The organism is Azospirillum sp. B510 (genome assembly GCF_000010725.1).
GTDB lineage: Bacteria > Pseudomonadota > Alphaproteobacteria > Azospirillales > Azospirillaceae > Azospirillum > Azospirillum lipoferum_B.
Window position 1 is genome coordinate 1,285,781 of record NC_013854.1, and the last position, 19,250, is coordinate 1,305,030.

At 65.4% G+C, this 19,250-nt stretch carries 16 protein-coding genes; 11 read left to right on the top strand and 5 right to left on the bottom strand.

All coding sequences use genetic code 11. The annotated features are described in order from the left end of the window. Window positions 1-446: 446 nt before the first annotated feature. Entirely contained in the window at window positions 447-722 is a 276-nt protein-coding gene (locus AZL_RS05960) for a hypothetical protein (RefSeq protein WP_042442632.1), read from the bottom strand. Beyond that, the gene (locus tag AZL_RS05965; protein WP_162470991.1) at window positions 719-1,543 is read right to left on the bottom strand and encodes a hypothetical protein; all 825 of its coding nucleotides are present in this window, start codon (window positions 1,541-1,543) and stop codon (window positions 719-721) included. Before AZL_RS05965 ends, AZL_RS05960 begins: the two co-directional genes overlap by 4 nt. On the opposite strand from AZL_RS05965, the gene AZL_RS05970 reads away from it, so the two are divergent. The 6 genes from AZL_RS05970 (at window position 1,533) to AZL_RS33295 (ending at window position 10,102) form a co-directional block, all read left to right on the top strand. Continuing rightward, complete coding sequence (locus AZL_RS05970; protein ID WP_247894296.1) at window positions 1,533-1,742, top strand: hypothetical protein; 210 nt, start codon at window positions 1,533-1,535, stop codon at window positions 1,740-1,742. The genes AZL_RS05965 and AZL_RS05970 overlap by 11 nt on opposite strands. Beyond that, a complete protein-coding gene (locus AZL_RS05975) occupies window positions 1,739-2,770 on the top strand; it encodes a fatty acid desaturase family protein (RefSeq protein WP_012973751.1) in 1,032 nt (343 codons plus the stop codon). Before AZL_RS05970 ends, AZL_RS05975 begins: the two co-directional genes overlap by 4 nt. Window positions 2,771-3,083: 313 nt before the next feature. Then, window positions 3,084-3,650: a hypothetical protein gene (locus AZL_RS05980; protein WP_012973752.1), complete on the top strand. Its 567-nt coding sequence runs from the start codon at window positions 3,084-3,086 to the stop codon at window positions 3,648-3,650. Window positions 3,651-3,729: 79 nt separating this feature from the next. Next, the gene (locus tag AZL_RS05985) at window positions 3,730-4,158 is read left to right on the top strand and encodes a DUF2382 domain-containing protein (protein WP_012973753.1); all 429 of its coding nucleotides are present in this window, start codon (window positions 3,730-3,732) and stop codon (window positions 4,156-4,158) included. 34 nt (window positions 4,159-4,192) lie between these two features. Beyond that, window positions 4,193-4,933, top strand: coding sequence for a YsnF/AvaK domain-containing protein (locus AZL_RS05990; protein ID WP_012973754.1), 741 nt, complete (start codon window positions 4,193-4,195; stop codon window positions 4,931-4,933). 648 nt (window positions 4,934-5,581) lie between these two features. After that, window positions 5,582-10,102 carry a CheR family methyltransferase gene (locus tag AZL_RS33295; protein WP_158305965.1) on the top strand — a complete coding sequence of 1,507 codons (4,521 nt, stop codon included), beginning with the start codon at window positions 5,582-5,584 and terminating at the stop codon, window positions 10,100-10,102. A 719-nt stretch (window positions 10,103-10,821) separates the two neighbouring features. Here the strand turns inward: AZL_RS33295 and AZL_RS06005 are convergent. Both AZL_RS06005 and AZL_RS06010 read right to left on the bottom strand, forming a co-directional pair. Next, on the bottom strand, window positions 10,822-11,118 hold the full coding sequence (locus tag AZL_RS06005) for a hypothetical protein (protein WP_042442636.1): 297 nt from the start codon (window positions 11,116-11,118) through the stop codon (window positions 10,822-10,824). 119 nt (window positions 11,119-11,237) lie between these two features. Next, window positions 11,238-11,420: a hypothetical protein gene (locus tag AZL_RS06010; protein WP_148219227.1), complete on the bottom strand. Its 183-nt coding sequence runs from the start codon at window positions 11,418-11,420 to the stop codon at window positions 11,238-11,240. A gap of 162 nt (window positions 11,421-11,582) precedes the next feature. Here AZL_RS06010 and ybaL point away from each other — a divergent pair, with 162 nt between their 5' ends. The 3 genes from ybaL to AZL_RS06025 all read left to right on the top strand — a co-directional run bounded on the left by ybaL (window position 11,583) and on the right by AZL_RS06025 (window position 14,806). Beyond that, entirely contained in the window at window positions 11,583-13,418 is a 1,836-nt protein-coding gene (ybaL, locus tag AZL_RS06015) for a YbaL family putative K(+) efflux transporter (RefSeq protein ID WP_012973756.1), read from the top strand. A gap of 200 nt (window positions 13,419-13,618) precedes the next feature. Beyond that, entirely contained in the window at window positions 13,619-14,026 is a 408-nt protein-coding gene (locus tag AZL_RS06020; protein ID WP_148219228.1) for a hypothetical protein, read from the top strand. A 258-nt stretch (window positions 14,027-14,284) separates the two neighbouring features. Further along, the gene (locus AZL_RS06025) at window positions 14,285-14,806 is read left to right on the top strand and encodes an exopolysaccharide biosynthesis protein (RefSeq protein ID WP_247894297.1); all 522 of its coding nucleotides are present in this window, start codon (window positions 14,285-14,287) and stop codon (window positions 14,804-14,806) included. 126 nt (window positions 14,807-14,932) lie between these two features. Here AZL_RS06025 and AZL_RS06030 read toward each other — a convergent pair whose 3' ends face one another. Continuing rightward, window positions 14,933-16,573 carry an ISL3-like element ISAzs13 family transposase gene (locus tag AZL_RS06030; RefSeq protein WP_012973759.1) on the bottom strand — a complete coding sequence of 547 codons (1,641 nt, stop codon included), beginning with the start codon at window positions 16,571-16,573 and terminating at the stop codon, window positions 14,933-14,935. Window positions 16,574-16,647: 74 nt separating this feature from the next. Between AZL_RS06030 and AZL_RS06035 the strand changes: the two genes are divergently transcribed. Together AZL_RS06035 and AZL_RS06040 are read left to right on the top strand one after the other, a co-directional pair. After that, window positions 16,648-16,908, top strand: coding sequence for a hypothetical protein (locus AZL_RS06035; protein WP_197540151.1), 261 nt, complete (start codon window positions 16,648-16,650; stop codon window positions 16,906-16,908). Window positions 16,909-17,016: 108 nt separating this feature from the next. Then, window positions 17,017-19,185 carry a ParB/RepB/Spo0J family partition protein gene (locus tag AZL_RS06040; protein ID WP_012973761.1) on the top strand — a complete coding sequence of 723 codons (2,169 nt, stop codon included), beginning with the start codon at window positions 17,017-17,019 and terminating at the stop codon, window positions 19,183-19,185. Window positions 19,186-19,250: the final 65 nt, after the last annotated feature.

A 19,250-nucleotide genomic window follows, 5' to 3' on the forward strand; every position in this document is an offset into this window, starting at 1 on the left:
TCAACGAGGCGATGGACAGGCTGGTCAGCACAGCGAAGATGCCGGTCGCGGAGATCGAGTGCCCGGACACCGGGTTCACATGAGGGCGGTGGCAAGGAACAGCTCGACGGACGCCGGACGGCCCGCGGGCGCGGTGGTCGGTCCGATGTGAACCGTTCAGCTCGGGCGAGGACTGACGGCGCGCAGGTAACGGGTCAACTGTGCACCGCCCCGCAACGCAGCCCGGCCGATCGGCGGAGTGAATGCCGGAGCCTGGGGATGAAAGGTTGCCGGGGTCCAACGGCGCTCCGCAGCCGCCCATCTCAAGCGCTCCCGCAGAACATCGGCACCCTGCGGCAGGACACCACCGGCAGACAGGGGGAACTCCGATGGAAAATCGTCGGGTCGTACGGTGGCTGTATGCGGGCTGTCCATTTCACTGCTCCCTCATCATGCACAATCAAAATCTAAAGGACTGATTCGTTTTCTTTTCCGCCTCGCCGTACCTGCCTGTCCGTAGAGTCGAGAAGTCGAAGCAGATGTTCAGGGATCGGTTCCGCGAGTACCGGCGCAAACATGTCGCGCAGGCGTTGACGGATCGCATGGTCCTGGCGAAGCTTCAAGGCGACGTCCGGATTCCGGGCAAGGTGATCTTCGGCAAGACGGGCGCCGGCCGCATCCAGCCTGCCGCCGATATAATCCTCGAGGAAATCCTGAGTAACCTCCAGCATCCGCTTAGTCATCCGCCATCTCTCTGCGTTTGGGAAATCAATCCCAAGGGCATTCTGCCGAGGTGGTCGAGCGCGTCGCGCAGGGTCTGCCTGACTTCGGCCACCGGCATCCGCGTGATGATCGCTGCTTCCTGATCGGAAAACTCCTCGATGGCCATCAGGAAGACGACCGCCTTCTGTACAAGGCTGAGCGCGCGAAACGCCAATTGCAGTCCGGGATCACGGCCATCCGCGATCTCGACCCCAGCCGGTGGCCCCCTTGCGGGGGAGATTGCGACTTTCGGCTGCTGCTTCCCGGTGGCTTCCCGGACGATCAGGTCATGCAGAAAGGTAAACAGCCGGAACCGTGCACCGTCATGGGGTACACTGGAAGAATTCTTTCGGATGGACCGTAGAAAATCTTTCACGATTTTATCAGCCAACTCCCGATCGCCGATCAAAGCGCGAGCATAAGCGCGAAGATCGGGAATCGATTGTTCCAGTAGGGACTCCGGAGACATTTTTTTCCTCCATGGCAACGGATCGCGGTTGTCTCCGATCCGAATGCAATCGAAATCGTTATTCTTTATGATAACTCTTTCTTTATCTCTCTGTGGCAAACCATTCCGGCCTATTGAATCATCTTCAAAAAATAAAAAATGAGCATCCGTTCCCGGCAATGATACCTTTTGAGAGATCGTAATCAATCGCCCTGCCTGCCATATCAGAACTACGCCTCTCCGCCCGAACATTCCTGCATGGACGGTCAGGCGCTTTCGAGGGAGCGCTCCGATGTTTACGCGGACCAGCCGCAGAGTGGTGACTTTCGCCCAACCCTTCACCTTGAGCGGCATCGATGGGGTTCAGCCCGCCGGTTCCTACACGGTCGAAACCGATGAGGAACTGGTCGACGGCCTCTCATTCCCGGTCTACCGACGTCTATCGACGATCATCGTGATTCCGGGACGGCCCGGCGAGATCGTCAGCAGCCAATCGGTCGCCGTCGATCCCGATGAGTTGGCGGAAGCCGAGCGGCGCGACGCCACCGGATGAGCGCCGCCTCCGACCGTCCAGGCGGACCGCCGGTCGGTTCCATCGGCGGTGAGCGGATACGGGCCGCGCTGCGGGCCTATCAGCACCCCAGCCTGCCCGAAAGCCTCGGCCAAATCGCGACGTCGTTCCTGCCGTTCCTGGCCTGCTGGTGGCTGATGTACCTCAGCCTTGGCGTCCACTATGGCCTGACGCTGCTATTGGCGATTCCAGCGGCCGGTTTCCTGATCCGCATCTTCATCATTCAGCACGATTGCGGCCACGGCGCCTTCTTCCGGTCCCACCGGGCCAACCACATCGTCGGAGCCGTCTGCGGCGTGCTGACCCTGACACCCTATGCGAACTGGCGGCGGCAGCATGCCGGCCACCATGCCCACTGGAACAATCTCGACCAGCGGCTGAGCGGCGCGGACATCTATTCAAGCTGCCTGACGCTGGAGGAATACCTCGCGCTGGACCGTCGCAGCCGCTTTTTCCATCGCCTGCTGCGCCAACCGGCTCTCGCCCTGTTGCTGCTGCCGCCGCTGGTCTTTCTGGTGCTCTACCGCATTCCCTTCGACACGCCGAAGGGCTGGCATCGGGAACGCTGGTCGGTCCATGGCACCAACCTCGCGATCGCGGCCCTCTTCGTCGGGCTCGGCAATCTGTTGGGCTTTCGCAACGTGCTTCTGGTCCAGTTGCCGATCTCCATCCTCGGTGCGATCGCCGGGGTCTGGCTGTTCTCGGTGCAGCACCGGTTCGAGCAGGCGCTGTGGGCGCGGCAGAGGGATTGGACCTTCATCGACGCCGCCTTGCGGGGAAGCTCGTACCTGCGGCTGCCCCGGCTCCTGCAATGGTTCACCGGGAACATCGGCTTCCATCACGTCCATCACCTGAATCCGCGAATCCCCAACTACCGGCTGGAAGCCTGTCATCGGCAGATTCCAGCGCTGACTGCGATCCCCGCCCTGACCCTGGGTTCGGCCATCCGCAGCCGGCACCTCTGGCTGTGGGACGAGGCGCGAGGCCGGCTGGTCGGTTTTCCGCGTTGAGCCGTCTTGGCCGAATTGCTCATTTCATCTTGGTCGCAGCGGACCGTCTTGAATTGAATAGAGATCAATCCGCGTCATAGATTGTTTGGAGCCGCCATCCGCCGGAATTGCATAATTCGCAATAAAGATAAACAGAAGCAAAGCGATGAAAGAATTAGAAAGTTCGCGTAATTTGTTTTTTGCAGAGCGCCCGGTATTGTAATTTTGCAGTGCAGCACGATATGTGGTCAAGCCGATCCGGCAGGACGGTTTGGGTTGAGCGAAGAACTCCCCAAAGCGAGCCGGACGAAACAATCGCTACAAGGAAATCATCATGGCTGACGGCAACCCTCCGGCCCACCGTATCCACAGTGCGGCGGACGAGGCGGCGGAAACCACGGGCGCTTCCGCTCCCCACATCCGAAGCGCCGGCGACGAAACGGCGGGCAAGCGGGAAGCGTCGGCCGCACAGCGCTCCCCACAGCCCGACAGCGAAACCGATCGGGCCGCCAGGGATTTCGCCAAGCGGGCAACCGGCTGGGCGGCGCAGCAGCGCAACCGGGTTCCCGACCCCGAGCGGAACGCGGGCGGTCGGGGAGACGGGATGCCGACGGGCGGACAAAATCTCGCCCTTGCCCAACAGTTCGGCGGCGCGATGACCAGTGCCTACGGCGCCGTCTACACCGAGTTGATCCAGCAGATGCAACGCGCTGCCGCCCGTCAGACGGAGATGCTGGGCGACCTGAGCCAGATCCGCGGTCCCGGCGAAGCCTTCGCGATCGGACAGCGGTATATGATGCAGGGAATGATGGATCTGCTCGGCAGCAACATGCGGTTGGCCCAGTCCTCCTTCGACGCGGTCAAGACCGCCGGCCGGGCCACGGGACAGCGCGATACCTGACGTCGGCCACTCCCGGACGGGCTGCGCCGCGGCCCTTCGGGAAGGCGGACGATACGACGCATAGACGGGAGAGCGACCGATGGTCATGGTGCAGAACGATCCGGTCCGGATCGAACGCGAAGCCGTGCCGATAATCGAGGAATCTGCGACCGTCGGCAAACAGTCGCATGTCACCGAGACGGTCCAGGCCCGCACGGTTATCCACGAACGCGAACAGCCGATCGACGTTCAATTGTCGTCTTCGGCGATCACGATCGAACGGGTGCCGGTCAACCGTTTCATCGACGACCCGATCCCCGACCGCCAGGACGGCGATACCACGATCATCTCGGTCATCGAAGAGGTGGCCGTGGTGGAGATGCGGCTGAAACTGGTGGAGGAGGTGCGGATCACCCGCCGCACCGAAACCCGACGACTGCACGACACCGTCACCGTCCGCAGACAGGACGTGACCATCGAACGGCGGACTCCGGACGACCGATCCGGAAACGACCTCACAGACCGCTGACATCCGCGGCCCTCAATTCAAATGGAGACAGACCATGAGTAAGATGATCGTAGGCTTGTACAAGGAGCCGAACGCAGCGAAGACCGCTTTCCAGGCCCTCGTGGCGGCCGGTTGCCGGGACGAGGATCTCGAGACCTTCAACGAGGCCGCCGGCAGCGAACGCGCCATCGAGGAATTGCTGGAGCACGGCTTCGACAAGGACATGGCGCAACGCTACGCCTCCGCCGTCCAGCAGGGGCACACCCTGCTGATGGCCGACATCGCCGACAAGGATGCGGATGCCGCCCAGGCGATCCTGGAAGACAACGGCGCCATGGACCTGGCCGACGCCGGACGCCAAGCCGAGAAGCGGGCCGGAAAGGACAATAACGGCAAGGCCCAACATAAGGCGACCGAAGAGACCGTCATCCCGGTGATCGAGGAGGAGGTCGAGATCGGCAAGCGCCAGACCACCGGCAGCGTCCGGGTTTCCAGCGAAGTCACCGAAACCCCGGTTCGCAAGACCGTCCACCTTCGTGACGAGACGGTGGGAGTCGAACAGCGCAAGGCCGACCGCGCGCCGAGCAAGGCCGAAGCCGATGCCGCCTTCACCGGGAAGACCGTCGAGATGACGGCCACCAGCGAGACGGCGAAGGTCGCCAAGGAGGCCCGGGTGGTGGGCGAAGTCGTTCTGGAGAAGTCCGCCAGCGAGCGGGAGGAAACGGTCGAGACCACGGCACGCCGCACCGACGTGAAGGTCGAACGCGCCGGCGGCAAGCCGCAGGCGAAACGTTGATCCACCGGCGGCCGCCCTGTCCAAATCGCAGGGCGACCGCCACCCCTGCTCCAGCGAGAGCAATGGCGTCGATCCGGAATGTCGATGGCTTCAACCAAACGGATTCCATTCAGAAATGAACAGCAAGTCCAGACCGTCAATGCCAAAGCGCGTTGAAAATATAGCGCGAATTCATTCGCATGCATATAATAAGGCCAGAATCAATCGACCATTAAACATATTGTATACTCCGATCAACAATAATCGTATTTGTATTAATTTAAGAGACTAGATATTGAATTTTTTATCTTCTTTTGTCATACGCCTAAAAGCACTCTTTGTTTTTCGGATAGCCCTGTATAAACAGCTAATGCTGATCTTAGGTCGATCTGCTTCGAACCGGATCGATCGACGTATGACAAACCAGGAAGCCGTATGCCCCGCACTACGCTGTCATGCTCCGCCGATCCGACAACGGTTCCATTCTTCTGGATGGTCGAAGCCCATGGTATGACCAAGCGGCATCGGTGAAGCGTTTGAAGGCGGGCGTCGCTCGTCCGACCAGAGGATGACATGCAAGACCCCCATGACCGCGACCGCGCAACCGCCGCACGTTCCGGTTCTGCTGGGGGGCCGGCAAGGCGGCATGGTCGCAGCCCGGCCGCATTGGTGGCGGTTGGGGCCTCGGCAGGCGGACTGAAGGCGATCACCGCGCTGCTGAACGGACTGCCGACGGACAGCAGGCTGGCCGTGGTGGTGATCCAGCACCGGACACCTCACAACGAGTCGCTGCTGATCGACCTGCTGTCGCAAAGCACCGCCCTGCCGATCGCCACCGCCGAATCCGGAATGGTCATCGAGGCCGGGCATATCTACATCGCTCCCGCAGGCCGCATCCTCACCCTGAGCCAGGGCGCCTTCGCCATCGCGGAGTCGCCGGAAGGGCGGGTTGCGCTGCCCATCGACGCCTTCTTCAGTTCCCTTGGCATCGCCAGCCAACAGAATGCCATCTGTGTGGTGTTGTCGGGAACCGGGGCCGACGGGTCGATCGGCCTGAAGGTGGTCAAGGAGTGCGGTGGGCTGGTGGTGGCCCAGGATCCGACCACCGCCGAATTCGACAGCATGCCGTGCAAGGCGATCGCGACCGGTTTGGTCGATTACGTGCTGGCGCCGGACCGCATGGCCGAGGCGATCGCCGCCTATGTCCGGCAGCCCTATGTCGGGGAGATCGAAGAGAACGCCTTCCCGCCGGACAGCGAGGCGCTCGACCATATTCTCGGCCTGATGGAGGCTCAGAGCCATCGCGACTACCGCGCCTACAAGACGCGGACGCTGATGCGCCGCATCGAGCGGCGCATGGGAATCCACCAGATCGGCAGTCTGCGGGACTACAGCGAATTCCTTGGAACCCACCCCGCCGAACTGGAGCAACTGTCCCGCGACATCCTGATCAGCGTGACGCGCTTCTTCCGAGATCCCGACGCCTTTGCACTGCTCGACGAAACGGTCCTGACCCCCATGGTGCGCGACCGGGAGCCGGGGCGACCGATCCGGGTGTGGGTCCCGGGCTGCGCCACCGGCGAAGAGGCCTATTCCATCGCGATGCTTCTGCTGGAGGCCTGCGCGGCGGCGAACAAGAGCTGCGACATCAAGGTGTTCGGTTCCGACGTCGACAAGCATGCGCTGGAGGTCGCCCGGGCGGGAACCTATCCGGAAACCATCGCGGCCGATGTTTCACCCCAGCGGCTTTCCCGATTCTTCACCAGGGTCGACGGCGACTACAAGGTGACCAGGACGCTGCGGGAAGCGGTTTCCTTCGCGCTCCAGAACATGATCAGCGATCCGCCCTTCTCCAACCTGGATCTGATCAGTTGCCGGAACGTCCTGATCTATATCGATCCGTCGGTGCAGCAGTCGATCTTGGAGCTGTTCCATTTCGGACTGGCGGAGGGCGGCACCCTGTTCCTGGGGTCGGCGGAAGGCGTCAATTCCCGCGGCGATCTCTTCACGCCGCTGTCAAAGAAATGGCGGCTGTTCCGCAAGCTCGGCCACGGCCGCAGAACCGGGATGGCGTTGCAGACCACGGTCGGCGCCCGATGCGGTCCGGTCCTGGCGTCACCGGTCGCCGCCCGGGTCAGCCCGGCGGAAATCACCCGGCAGGCTCTGTTGCTCGCCTATGCGCCTGCCGCGGTCCTGATCGACCTGCAACACCGGCTGCTCTACCTCTACGGCCCGACCGGCGACTTCCTCGACCTGCCGACCGGCGAGTTGCCGCAGGATCTGATGGCGATGATGCGGGGCGACCTGCGCATCAAGGTGCGGGCCGCCCTGGAACAGGCGGTGGCGTCGGGTCAGCGGGTGAACGTCGGCGGCATCCGGCAGAAGCGCTCCGGCGCGCTCGTCCTCGTCACGGTCACCGTCACGCCGGTCAGCCACCCGCGCACATCGGAGCGGTTATTGCTGGTCACCTTCGCCCGCGGACCGGGTGCGACCGCCGCGCCGGCTGCCGTGACGGAGCCGGAAGAGCTGTCCGAACAGGCCGATCTGTCGGTTGCCGAGGCCATGGAACATGAGCTGAGGGTAACGCGCGAGGAGCTGAGCGCCACCATCCAGGAGTTGGAGGCATCGAACGAGGCCCTGCGCGCAGCCAACGAGGAAATCCTATCGGTCAACGAGGAGCTTCAGTCGTCCGGCGAGGAGATGGAGACCTCCAAGGAGGAACTGCAGTCCCTGAACGAGGAGCTGAGCACCGTCAACAGCCAGCTTCAGGAGAAGGTCGACGAGTTGGAAGCCATCACCAACGACCTGACCAATCTGCTGACCAGCACCGACATCGCCACCCTGTTCCTGTCGCCGGACCTGCGGGTCAAGCGGTTCACCGCCCCGGCCACCCGCCTGTTCTCCCTGATCCCGACAGATATCGGGCGGCCGATCACCGACGTCGCCCGTCACTTCGCCGATCCCGCGCTGCTGGACGACCTGCAGGCGGTCCTGGCCTCGCTGACCCCGCGGGAACGCGAGGTGGAAACCGCGGACGGGGCGACACTGCTGCGTCATGTCCATCCCTACCGGACCCAGGACAACCGGATCGAAGGGACGGTCATCACCTTCAGCGACGTCACGCCGATGAAACGGGTCGCCGCGACGCTGAGCCGGCGGGTGCGTCAGCAACGGCTGATCGCCGATCTGGGCCGCCGGGCACTGGAGGGCGAGGAGCCCGGCCTTCTGCTGCATTCCGCCGCCGGCCTGATCGCGGACACCTTCGGCGCCGATCGCGTCGGCATCTTCGGCCCTTCCAAGGACGCCAAGGGGCTGGTGTTGCTTGAGGGAACCGGCTGGACCCAGCCCGACGGCGTCCCGCGGGAAATCCCGATCGATCCGTCGACGCTGCTCGGTCAGGTGTTCTGGTCGAAGCAGCCGCTGATCGTCGGAGATTTCGCCGCCGACCGGCGGACCCCCGGCGTTCCGTCCTCCCCCGAAGCCGGGATCGCCAGCGGCGTCGGCGTCGCCTTCGGCGGTCACGAGGCGAAGACGACCGCCGTCCTGGCCCTTTACAGCCGCCAGCCCTGGCTGTTCACCGACGACGACATCGAATTCGTCCAGGCCGTCGCCAACATCCTTGGTCTGGCGATGGAACGCAGCGCCATACAGGATGCGGTCCGGGCGGCGCGGGACTTCGCCGAGGCGATCGTCGATACCGTGCGCGAGCCTCTGCTGGTTCTGAACCACGGTCTGGAGGTGATCGCGGCCAGCCAGTCCTTCTACCGCATGTTCGCGACCTCGGCCGACGCAACCCTCGGTCATCGGCTGAGCGAAATTGCAGGTGCCGCCCTCCACGACGAGACGCTGAGTGCCCGCCTCGCGGAGGTCGCGGCACAGGGAACCTCGCTGGAATCGCTGGAACTGATCGCCAATCCCGATGGGGCCGACCCGCGCTCGCTGCTGCTCTACGCCCGCCCGCTCAACCGATCCGAACACCTGATCCTGCTCGGGATCGAGGACGTCACGGAACGCAATCAGTCGCGGCAGGCGCTTGCCGCGGCCAAGGCGATGGCGGAGCAGGCGAGTGCCGGGAAAACCCGCTTCCTTGCCGCCGCCAGCCACGACCTGCGCCAGCCGGTGCAGGCCGCGGTCCTGTTCCAGCACCTGCTGTCCACGCAGGATCTGCCGCCGGCGAGCGCGCGGGTCGCCAATAGCCTGGGAAACACCCTGACCGCCCTCCAGAGCATGCTGGACGAAATCCTGCATATATCCCGGCTGGACGCCGGGGTGGTCAATGTCAACCCGAAGACCTTTCTGCTCAGTACGCTTCTGAACCAGCTGGTGGAGGAGTTCTCGCCGCTGGCCGGTGCCGCCGGGCTGAAACTGAAGTCGGTCCGAACCAGCCTTACGGTTCACAGCGATCCCAAGCTGCTGAGCCGGATCTTGCAGAACCTACTGGCCAATGCCGTCAAGTACACCGATGCCGGGCGCATCCTGATCGGGTGCCGGCGGTCGGCGGACACCGTCCGCATCCAGGTCTGGGACACCGGCCGGGGGATTCCCGAGGGTCAACTCGCTGCGATCTTCGAGGAATTCCACCAGATCGGCAATCTCGAGCGGGATCGCCGGCAGGGGCTTGGCCTCGGGTTGTCGATCGTAGACCGCTTGGCGACACTGCTCCAACATCCGATCGCTGTACGCTCGAAGCCCGGCAGCGGATCGGTGTTCGAGGTCGCCGTTCCCCTCGCCGGGGACGCGGCACGGGTGGAACAGCCCTTTTCCACCACCATCCTGAATGGCGGGAACCGGGACATCCTGGTGATCGACGACGATCCGGTGGTGCTGGACAGCCTGTGTCAATATCTCGATCAATACGGTTTCAAGACGACGCCGGCCTCGGACCGCGTCGAGGCGTTGGAACGGTTTTCCGGACAATCGCCCCCACGCCTGATCATCGCCGACTACCGGCTGCGCAACGACGAGACAGGCGCCGACGTCATCAGGCGCCTGCGGAAGGAATTCGGGGCGGCGGTGCCGGGGATTATCCTCACCGGGGACACCTCGCCGGATCGGATCCGGGAAGCCAGCCGAAGCGGCTTCATGCTGTTGCACAAGCCGATCTCTCCGGCCGAGATATCCCTGGCGATCAGCAATGCGTTGACCGACGAAGACAGCCGGCGAGAGATCACCGCACCGGGACTCGGGTGATACCGGGCCAAGACGGGATCTGCGGGAGAGTTGCGTCCTGGGTGCGGTGGAACCGGCCGCTTCGCGATTCCGGGTTCGAGGAGGCCGCCATCATTCCTGCCAGGGAGATCGACCCAGTGCTTCGCATTTTCGAGGCACATCGGTCCATATGTCGGAATCGCCACGCTTCAAAAAGCTTTTCGACCCCATCTGTTCTTCAGGAGAGACAGGATCGTCTCTTCGCCGGCGGAAGAAGCGGAGTGCGGACGCATTCCCACCTCGATCCGCTGGACATTGGGAGCACGACGATGCGCCTTCAAATGCCCGTATCCCCCTGGATCTCGTCCCCTTGGAGTACTGCCAGGGCATACTTCGTCCCGCCGTTGGTGATCCCGGTCGCCGTCGCAGTGACGGTCGTGCTCTTCGTGCTGCTCCATTGACCTGTAAGCTGAGCCGGATAGGAACTTCGAGAGGGAAATCTTCGACCGGTGCGTTGCCCACGCCACGCTCCGCCCAGATGATTTCAGGATGGAGGACCGTCTGGAAGCCCATGTCGTCAGGGGTGGCACGGTGCAATCCCACCGCATCACCGTGACCTGCGCACCGACCCATACCGTACGAAGCTATCGCTCGGCACTGCCCTCCGCCTGGAGTACTCAGTTCAGGAAGGATTTGGCGGACGGGGTGTTCGACTGATCCGCCGATCGGGTCGCGCGGTGCTTCCCGAAGCGGAACTCGCGTCACGGCCGGCGCTCCAGCGTGCCCTGACGGCGGCCGGCACCGTCCCGGATGACCAGTTGGTTCCCGCCGGAACTGAATTCGACGCTGCCGACTTCGCGTCCGGTGTTGTCGCGCAATACGTGGCTTCCCTTCACGTCCGCCTCGATACGGCCGATTGGCCTGCCGCCGCCGTCGCGGACGATACCCGCGGCATCGACGTGGCTGCCGGGATCGAAGAGATGCGTGGGGTTGCGCTCATCGGCAGCCGCGGAGACGGAGGCAGCAGAAAGAAGAAGGGCGATGACGACGGGTTTCATGAGGTCTCCGAGAGGGGCACCGTCCGGGGCGATGCTTCCCCTGATGTGGCTCTGCACCCGACGCTTTGCGAGCATGCTCGTACCGGTTCCGCAACACCGCCGTTCGCCGAACGAATCGGTCAGTTCTGATTGGCGTGGAGGCGTCCCCCGCGCCGGTTCAGGATCGCAGCCAGTTGCGCGGCCTGCGGGAAGGACAGGCCGCGCCTGACCGCCTCAGCGGTCAGTTCCCCGTTCACCACGGCGGTATCGACAACCATCCAGCCATCGTAGTCGAAGCGGGTTCCGTATTCGATTTCCATCATGCAGTGGACATGGGTATGCGCCGGGCCATGGCGAGGGCGCAGAAGAACATTCGCCCTCATCGTCATCGCACGTCCGTGCGGACCATTCGCCAAACGACCGCCCATCCGATTGAGCCGGTTCCACTGCCGGCTTCTCCCGTCCGGAACCCGACAAGGAATTGCATGCCACATCAGACGACTCTTATCGCACCGATCGTCATCGGCCTGGTGCTTGCCTTCCTGGGCGGGCTTGCGGCCAGCAAGCTCCGGCTGCCTCCCCTGGTCGGCTATCTGCTGGCCGGCGTCGCGGTCGGACCGTTCACGCCCGGCCTCGTCGCCGACGAGGGGCTTTCCGCCCAACTGGCGGAGATCGGCATCATCCTCCTGATGTTCGGAGTGGGGCTGCACTTCTCGATCAAGGATCTCCTGGCCGTCCGTACCATCGCGATTCCCGGCGCCCTGGTTCAGATCGTGACGGCGACGGCTCTCGGCATCGGCGTCGCCCATTTCTGGGGCTGGCCGTTCGGAGCGGGGCTGGTGTTCGGACTGGCGCTGTCGGTCGCCAGCACGGTGGTGCTGCTGCGCGCGCTGGAGGAACGCAACATCCTCGACTCGCCGAACGGCCGGATCGCCGTCGGCTGGCTCATCGTCGAGGATCTCGCCATGGTGCTGGCGCTGGTGCTGTTGCCGGCACTGGCCGGGGTATTCGGCGGAGGCACGGGCAGCACAGCGGGCGAGATCGACGGCGGTGCCCTGGCCGTGACCCTGGCGCTGACGCTGGGCAAGGTCGGATTGTTCCTTGCCCTTGTTCTGGTGGTCGGCACGCGGGCGATCCCGTGGCTTCTGGCCAAGGTGGCCCGGACCGGCTCCCGCGAGCTGTTCACGCTGGCGGTGCTGGCGACCGCGCTCGGCATCGCCTACGGATCGGCCGAGCTTTTCGGCGTCTCCTTTGCGCTCGGGGCTTTCTTCGCCGGCGTCGTCCTGAGCGAAAGCGACTTCAGCCATCAGGCCGCGGCCGACGCCCTGCCGTTCCAGGATGCCTTCGCGGTGCTGTTCTTCATTTCGGTCGGCATGCTATTCGACCCGACGATCCTGATCCGCGAGCCACTTGCCGTGTTCACCGTCGTCCTGGTCATCGTCCTCGGCAAATCCTTGGCGGCGTTTTGGATCGTCCTGGCGTTCGGCCATCCAGCATCGACCGCGCTCACGGTCTCGGCCAGTCTGGCGCAGATCGGCGAGTTCTCCTTCATCCTGGCCGGGCTCGGTGGCACGCTCGGGCTTCTGCCGCCGGAGGGACGCGATCTGATCCTTGCCGGCGCGCTGTTGTCGATCACCCTGAACCCGCTGGTGTTCGCCGGCCTCGACTGGCTCTCCGACTGGCTGCGCCTGCGGCCGGGAATTCTCGGCCGTCTTGAGCGCCGGCGTGACGACAGCCTGTCGGCCCTGCCGCCGGCCGACGAGAGCCTGCGGGGTCATGCCGTCATCGTCGGTTACGGGCGGGTGGGCAGCGTTGTCGGCAAGGGCCTGAAGAGTCAGAAGCTGCCGATCATGGTCATCGACCAGAACCGCCGGCGGGTCGAGGCGCTGCGCGAGCGCGGCGTGCCGGCGGTCTATGGGGACGCGACGACGCCCGGTGTTCTGGAAGCCGCCGGCATCGGGCGGGCGCGACTGCTGGTGATCGCCACACCCGAAGGCTATCGGACACGACAGGTCCTCGATCTTGCCCGCCGGATCAACCCCGGCCTCGATACGGCTGTACAGACCCACAGCGAGGCCGAGGTTGCCCATCTGGAACGGCAGGGCGTGGGCGTGGCGATCATGGGGGAGCGCGAGCTTGCCTTCGGGCTGATGGAGTATGCACTGCGCAGTCTGGGCATTCCGGACAACAGGGCGCGGTGCGTGGTTCAGAGTGTTCGGCTCGCGGGCGACGGCGGGGTCTATGAGCGGCGGCACGGCAAGCCGCTGTACGGTGCACCGGAACTGCGGCAGCACGATGACGAAACCTCACCGTCCGACTAATGCCTATGACCGCTGGACGGAGAATTTGCCTGGGCTTGGTGTCATCCAGCCCCTTTATGCCTGTCCATCGTGGTCATAACGAACGCGGTTCTTCGTGACGTGAAAATTTTAATCGCAGGATAACTCATCGGTATGAAGGCGATGAATTTTCATACTTCCATCGTATATTATGTATGGCCAGATATTTCCTGGAGCGGAACATGCCGTTGCGCGACGAATACACTCTCCATCAATCCGATCTGAGCGCATTCCTGTTCGCTCCGCTCTGGGAAGAGAAGAACGGCACGCCGCTCAGTGTGCTCTCCGCCCTGGCGCGGCTGGACATCGATCCCTGGGCCGAGGCGGCCCGTCTGGCGGTATTGCCGAAGGACGTCGCGGCGTCGGCGCTTGCTATCATCCTCCGCCGGCTTCCCATGGAGCAATCGGCGATGCCGGATACCGGTGCGGCAGCTGAACGCGCGGTGACGTTGCTGCCGGCCGGCGGTTCGGAGACGACGGTCGAGGGGACCGTGGCGCCGCGTCGTGGCAGGCCTACTCTCGGTCAATGGGTTGCGGCGGTGACGGCCTTGGCCCTCTCGGCCTGGATACTGACGGCGTTGTTGTCTTGAATTTTCGATCCTAACGCCGCGTGGAGGGTGCCGGAGCACGGTCGGTTTCCCGAACCGAACGGCGGTATGGCCTTGCGCCATCGCAGTCGACCAGGTGACCGCTTATGGTATCGTCCGCTCTCGTGATCGCCTCTCCCAAGCCCGTCATTATCTCATATCGGACCGCCCGTTTCGATGTGCGATGCCATGGTCACACGCATGCCTACATCCGTGGTGTTGGACGGGATCCTCGGGGACGCTCCCGCGGAGCAGGTCACGTTGGATTGGCTGACCGGACGGCCCGGCGATCGGTCTTTCGGGATCATCCTCCTTCTTCTAGCGCTGCTCGGCGCACTTCCGGGCGTATCGGTGCTGGCTGGCGTGCTGCTCATGATCGTGGCGTTCCAGATGATGATGGATCGGTCCGGCCCCATGTTTCCCCGCCGCATCTCCGGCCGCTACACCGGAACCCGACGGTTCGCGGCGATGATCAGCCGGACGGTTCCGGTGTTGCGATACCTGGAACAGTTCATTCGCCCGCGCTGGGCTACCCCGTTCACCGCAACCAAGCGAATGGTGGGAGGTGTCGTCCTGCTGCTCGGTGCGAGCCTCCTCGTCCCCGTCCCGCTGAGCAATCTGCCCCCTGCCATTCTGATCGTCCTGATCGCCTTCGCCTACCTGGAGGAGGACGGTGCGCTGCTGTGCACGGCACTGGGTGGAGCCTTCCTACTGTCGGCGATCGCCGTCGGGGCTGCCTGGGAAGCGACAGGCGTCGCCGGCTGGCGTCCAGGCTTTCCGTAGAAGCCTTCGCTTCCGTAGAATGCCGGGACGCCAGCCGGGGCCGGCCGCTTTCACCGGTTGTAAAGGCCGGATGAAGTTTGGCCCATCCGCATTTTCGGTGCAGGGCAGCAGCCTGGGCGTGGGCATTCAGGCGGCCTCGAGCATGCGATGGCGCAGCAAGTCGAAACCGCCGCGGCCGTTCATCATGCGCTTGATCGTCTTCAGCCGGCTGATCTGCCCCTCCACTGGCCCAGTGCTCCACGGCAGGGACAGAGCCGCCCGGACCGCAGCAAGATCGCGCTTCAAGCCATTGGCAAAGCCCGCCAAGGGGGTGCCCTCCGCCGTCAGCAGCCAGTTGTCCAGTTCTCCGGCTCGTTGTCCTCGGACCATCGCCCGAAAGGCACGGGTCACGGTGATGGTTCGTCCTAGTTCTGGTGATCGGGCGATCAGGGCCGAGACGAAGGCCTGTTCGGTCGGATCGATCTCCTGCTCGTCGGCGATTACCAACCATGCTGCCCGGCGGCGCGACGGCACCGGCCATGATGTCGATGCCATGGACGCGGCGCTTCGTACGGCCTGTCGCAGAAGCCTTGCCCAGTCCCGGACTATGCTGCGCTGACCGGTGAAGCCGCGGGACCTGATCTCCCGCCAGAGCTGAGCGGCGTTGTGGCAGCCGTCATCCCAGCGTTGCTGCAGGTGATCGAGGAACGGATCAAGCCGGCTCCCCTTGGCCGGCTGGCGCCATGCCGGCGGCTGCCCGGATCGCAGCCACACCCGCACCGTCTTGCGGTCGAGGTGGAGCGTTTCAGCGATGCGCGTTTGCGACCACCCGCGGGCTTTCAGCGCGACGACTTCTTCGTAGCGGGCATGGCGAGCGGCATGAATGGCAGCGCTCCGCAGCTCCCGCCGGGTTGGTGGACTGGACTCCTCATCCGACCGCGGCGACCGCGGCTCCTGCACGGTTTCTCCTACTGGCCCGGCTTCTCCCACGGGAGAGACAGCCAGCCTGGCGGCGGCCCGAAGGTCGCGGTGATGGCCGGTGAGGACCTCGCGCAGCGCATCGGTGAGATTGTGCAGAAGATGCCAGCGGTCGGCGACCTGGACGGCGGCGGGAGCACCCTGGCGGACGCCATCGGCGTAAGCACCGGCACGGTCACGGGCGACGATCTCGACGCCAGGACGGGCTTTCAGCCATGTGGCAACGGTGTCGGCTTGGCGGTCTGGCAGAAGGTCGATGGGATGATTTCGCTCGAGATCGACGACGATGGTGCCGTAGCGCTTGCCCCGGCGCCAAGCCCAATCATCGATTCCGATGATGCGGGCTTCGCAGACCGGCGGCACCGGCTCCGCCCGGATCAAACGCAGCAGCGTGTCGCCGCTGACCGGCATGGCGAGCCGGGTGGACAGCCGGGCGCCGGGATCCCCGCCCGCGCTCAACGCAATGGTGCGCTGCGCCTCGGCAAGCCGCCGGGTGCGCCTGACCCGAGGCGCCGCCACGGTGGGCAGGCGTTCGGCGAAGATACGGCGGGAACAGTCCGCCGTCGCACAGCGGAAGCGACGGACCTGCAGACGGAGTTCGCCGATCCGGCCCTGCCAGGGCAGGTCGCCCAGATGTCGGAAGTACCGGCTGTGGACGCGCACGGAGGGGCGACGGCACAGCGGACAGCTCGCCTTTGCAGTCCGCACGTGAGCGGTTACGGCGACACGATCCGCCTCGGTGGAAACCTGATCGACGGCAAGGCCGGCCGGGAGCAACGAAAGCAGGAATTTGGACAAGGGTGCTGGCACTCTGAAAGGAAAATCATTCTCTTTATGTGCTCATTTCGCCTCCCATCCGCATCGGGGATGCACCGAGAATGCGGATGGACCAGTATTCATCCGGCGCTGACAGCCCGTTCCATTTCGACTCGGCGTGGCGCCAGTTGCGCGACGACGAGCCCAGCGCCTGGGCCGACGCCGTCGCGGTGGACCGTGCGATCCGCACCGGCTTCCGGGGGCTCCGCGGCACGCTCTACCTGCACCGGTCGGCGGCGCCGCTCGACGCAGCGGACCTGTCGGACGGGACCGATCCAGAGCAGCTCGACCTCTGGCCCAACGAGTGTGAGGGGATGTGCGGGGTCTGACCATCGTCCGTCCCAGGGCACATAGAGGAAAAGGAGGGAGGGGATCGGGGTGACGGGTGAGAAGGTCGAGAGACAGGCTCCCGGCTGCCCGTCGCGGAGAAGACCACCATGGCGACGTCCAAGATCGTTCTCAGCCCGTCGCGCGACATCCCCTTCAACAAACTGGTGCTGTCCCAGGCCAACGTCCGCAAACTCAAGGCCGGCGTCTCCATCGAGGACCTCGCCGAGGACATCGCGCGGCGCACCCTGCTGCACGGCCTCGCCGTCCGCCCGGTGCTCGACGCCGAGGGCACCGAGACCGGCGTCTTCGAGGTGCCGGTCGGCGGGCGCCGCTTCCGGGCGCTGGAACTGCTGGTCAAGCAAAAGCGCATGAGCAGGACCCAGCCGGTGCCCTGCGTCGTGCGCAGCGGCGGCCTCGCCGAGGAGGACTCGCTGGCGGAGAACCTGCAGCGCGAGCCGCTGCACCCGCTCGACCAGTTCCGCGCCTTCCACACCCTGCGCGAGGCGGGCCTCGGCGAGGAGGAGATCGCCGCCCGCTTCTTCGTCGCCCCCGGCGTGGTGAAGCAGCGCCTCAAGCTGGCCGCCGTCGCGCCGGCGCTGCTCGACGCTTATGCCGAGGAGCGGATGACGCTGGAGCAGCTGATGGCCTTCACCGTCACCGACGACCGGGCGCGCCAGGAGCAGGTGTGGGAGACACTGTCCAAATCCTACAGCCGCGAGCCTTATCAGATCCGTCGTCTGCTCACCGAGGGGGCGGTGCGGGCCTCGGACAAGCGGGCGCTGTTCGTCGGCGTGGAGGCCTACGAGGCGGCCGGCGGGGTGGTGATGCGCGACCTGTTCCAGCACGACGACGGCGGCTGGCTGCAGGACCCGGCGCTGCTCGACCGGCTGGTCGCCGAGAAGCTGGAGGCCGAGGCCGCCATCATCCGCGCCGAGGGCTGGAAATGGGTGGAGGTGGCGCTGGGCTTTCCCTATGGGCACAGCCGGAGCCTGCGCCGTCTGGCCGGCGAGCCGGTGCCGCTGACCGAGGCCGAACAGGCCACCTACGACGCGCTGCACGCCGAGTACGAGCAACTGGAGGCCACCGATCCGGCCGACCTGGAGGCGCTGGAAGCCTCGGCGCAGCGGCTCAACGCCATCGACGTCGCGCTGCGGGAACTGGAGGAGCGGCCGCTGGTCTTCGAGTCGGCCGAGGTGGCGCGGGCGGGGGTGTTCGTCAGCGTCGATGCCGAGGGCCGGCTTCAGGTCGACCGCGGCTATGTCCGTCCGGAGGACGAGGCGCCGGTCGAGCCGGTGCCGGTGGCCGGCAGCGACGACGCCCCGGCAGACGAACCGGCGGGCGGTGCGGGCGGTGCCACCAGTCCCGTTGCGGCCCAGCCCGCCGCCATCAGCGGCGGCAGCCGGGTGTCGGCGCCGGTCCCGATCCCCGCCACCGGATCGGACGGTGCGGACGAGGAGGACGCCATCCGCCCGCTGCCCGACCGTTTGCAGACCGAGCTGAGCGTCCACCGCACTCTGGCGCTGCGCGACGCGCTCGCCCGGGAGCCGGACACCGCCTTCCTGGCGGCGCTCCACGCGCTGTGCCTGCGCCTGTTCTATCACCGGGGCAGCGGCACCTGCCTCGACCTGGAGGTGAAGAGCGCGACCTTCAGCGTGCAGCCGCCGGACCTCGCCGCCAGCGCCGCGGCGACGGCGATCGACGCCCGCCAGCGCCTGTGGGCCGAGCAGTTGCCGCGGGAGCCGGACGAGCTGTGGACGGTGCTGCTGGGGTTCGACGGCGACAGCCGGGCGGCGCTGTTCGCCCACTGCGTCTCTCTGGGCGTCAACGCCGTGCATGAGTCCTGGAACCGGGCGCCGCAGCGTGCCGCCCACGCCGACGTGCTGGCCGGGGCGCTCGGGCTGGACATGGTGGCCGCGGGCTGGACGGCGACGGTGGACAGCTATCTCGACCGGGTGCCGAAGGTGCGCATCCTCGAAGCGGTGCGGGAGGCGCGGGGCGCCGAGGCGGCCCGGCTGATCGACCATCTGCGCAAAGGCGACATGGCGAAGGAGGCTGAGCGGCTGCTCGCCGGCAGCGGCTGGCTGCCGGAGCCGTTGCGCGCCCGGCCGGAGGAAGCCCCGACGGCCGGGGATGGAGACGTGGCCGGTCATGGGGACGCGGTTGACAGCGGCGACAGCGTCGGCGGTGCGGGCACCGATGCTCTGCCCGCTTTCCTGACCGGCGCCTGTGGTCCGGAGGATGAGGGGGGGGAGGAGGCGTCGGCGGAGGCGGCCTGATCACGGTGTGGCGGAGCGGCGCTCGGCCGCTCCGCCTTCTTCCCTTCCTTCATCCGGAGGTTCGC

Excerpts from the sequence above, each read along its gene's own strand:
- AZL_RS06035 (WP_197540151.1), top strand. The coding sequence starts at position 16,648 with ATGGACCAGTATTCATCCGGCGCTGACAGCCCGTTCCATTTCGACTCG.
- AZL_RS05980 (WP_012973752.1), top strand. The coding sequence starts at position 3,084 with ATGGCTGACGGCAACCCTCCGGCCCACCGTATCCACAGTGCGGCGGAC.
- AZL_RS06020 (WP_148219228.1), top strand. The coding sequence starts at position 13,619 with ATGCCGTTGCGCGACGAATACACTCTCCATCAATCCGATCTGAGCGCA.
- AZL_RS06040 (WP_012973761.1), top strand. The coding sequence starts at position 17,017 with ATGGCGACGTCCAAGATCGTTCTCAGCCCGTCGCGCGACATCCCCTTC.
- AZL_RS05960 (WP_042442632.1), bottom strand. The coding sequence starts at position 722 with ATGACTAAGCGGATGCTGGAGGTTACTCAGGATTTCCTCGAGGATTAT.
- AZL_RS05975 (WP_012973751.1), top strand. The coding sequence starts at position 1,739 with ATGAGCGCCGCCTCCGACCGTCCAGGCGGACCGCCGGTCGGTTCCATC.
- AZL_RS06005 (WP_042442636.1), bottom strand. The coding sequence starts at position 11,118 with ATGAAACCCGTCGTCATCGCCCTTCTTCTTTCTGCTGCCTCCGTCTCC.
- AZL_RS06010 (WP_148219227.1), bottom strand. The coding sequence starts at position 11,420 with ATGATGGAAATCGAATACGGAACCCGCTTCGACTACGATGGCTGGATG.
- AZL_RS05985 (WP_012973753.1), top strand. The coding sequence starts at position 3,730 with ATGGTCATGGTGCAGAACGATCCGGTCCGGATCGAACGCGAAGCCGTG.
- ybaL (WP_012973756.1), top strand. The coding sequence starts at position 11,583 with ATGCCACATCAGACGACTCTTATCGCACCGATCGTCATCGGCCTGGTG.
- AZL_RS05965 (WP_162470991.1), bottom strand. The coding sequence starts at position 1,543 with ATGCCGCTCAAGGTGAAGGGTTGGGCGAAAGTCACCACTCTGCGGCTG.
- AZL_RS05990 (WP_012973754.1), top strand. The coding sequence starts at position 4,193 with ATGAGTAAGATGATCGTAGGCTTGTACAAGGAGCCGAACGCAGCGAAG.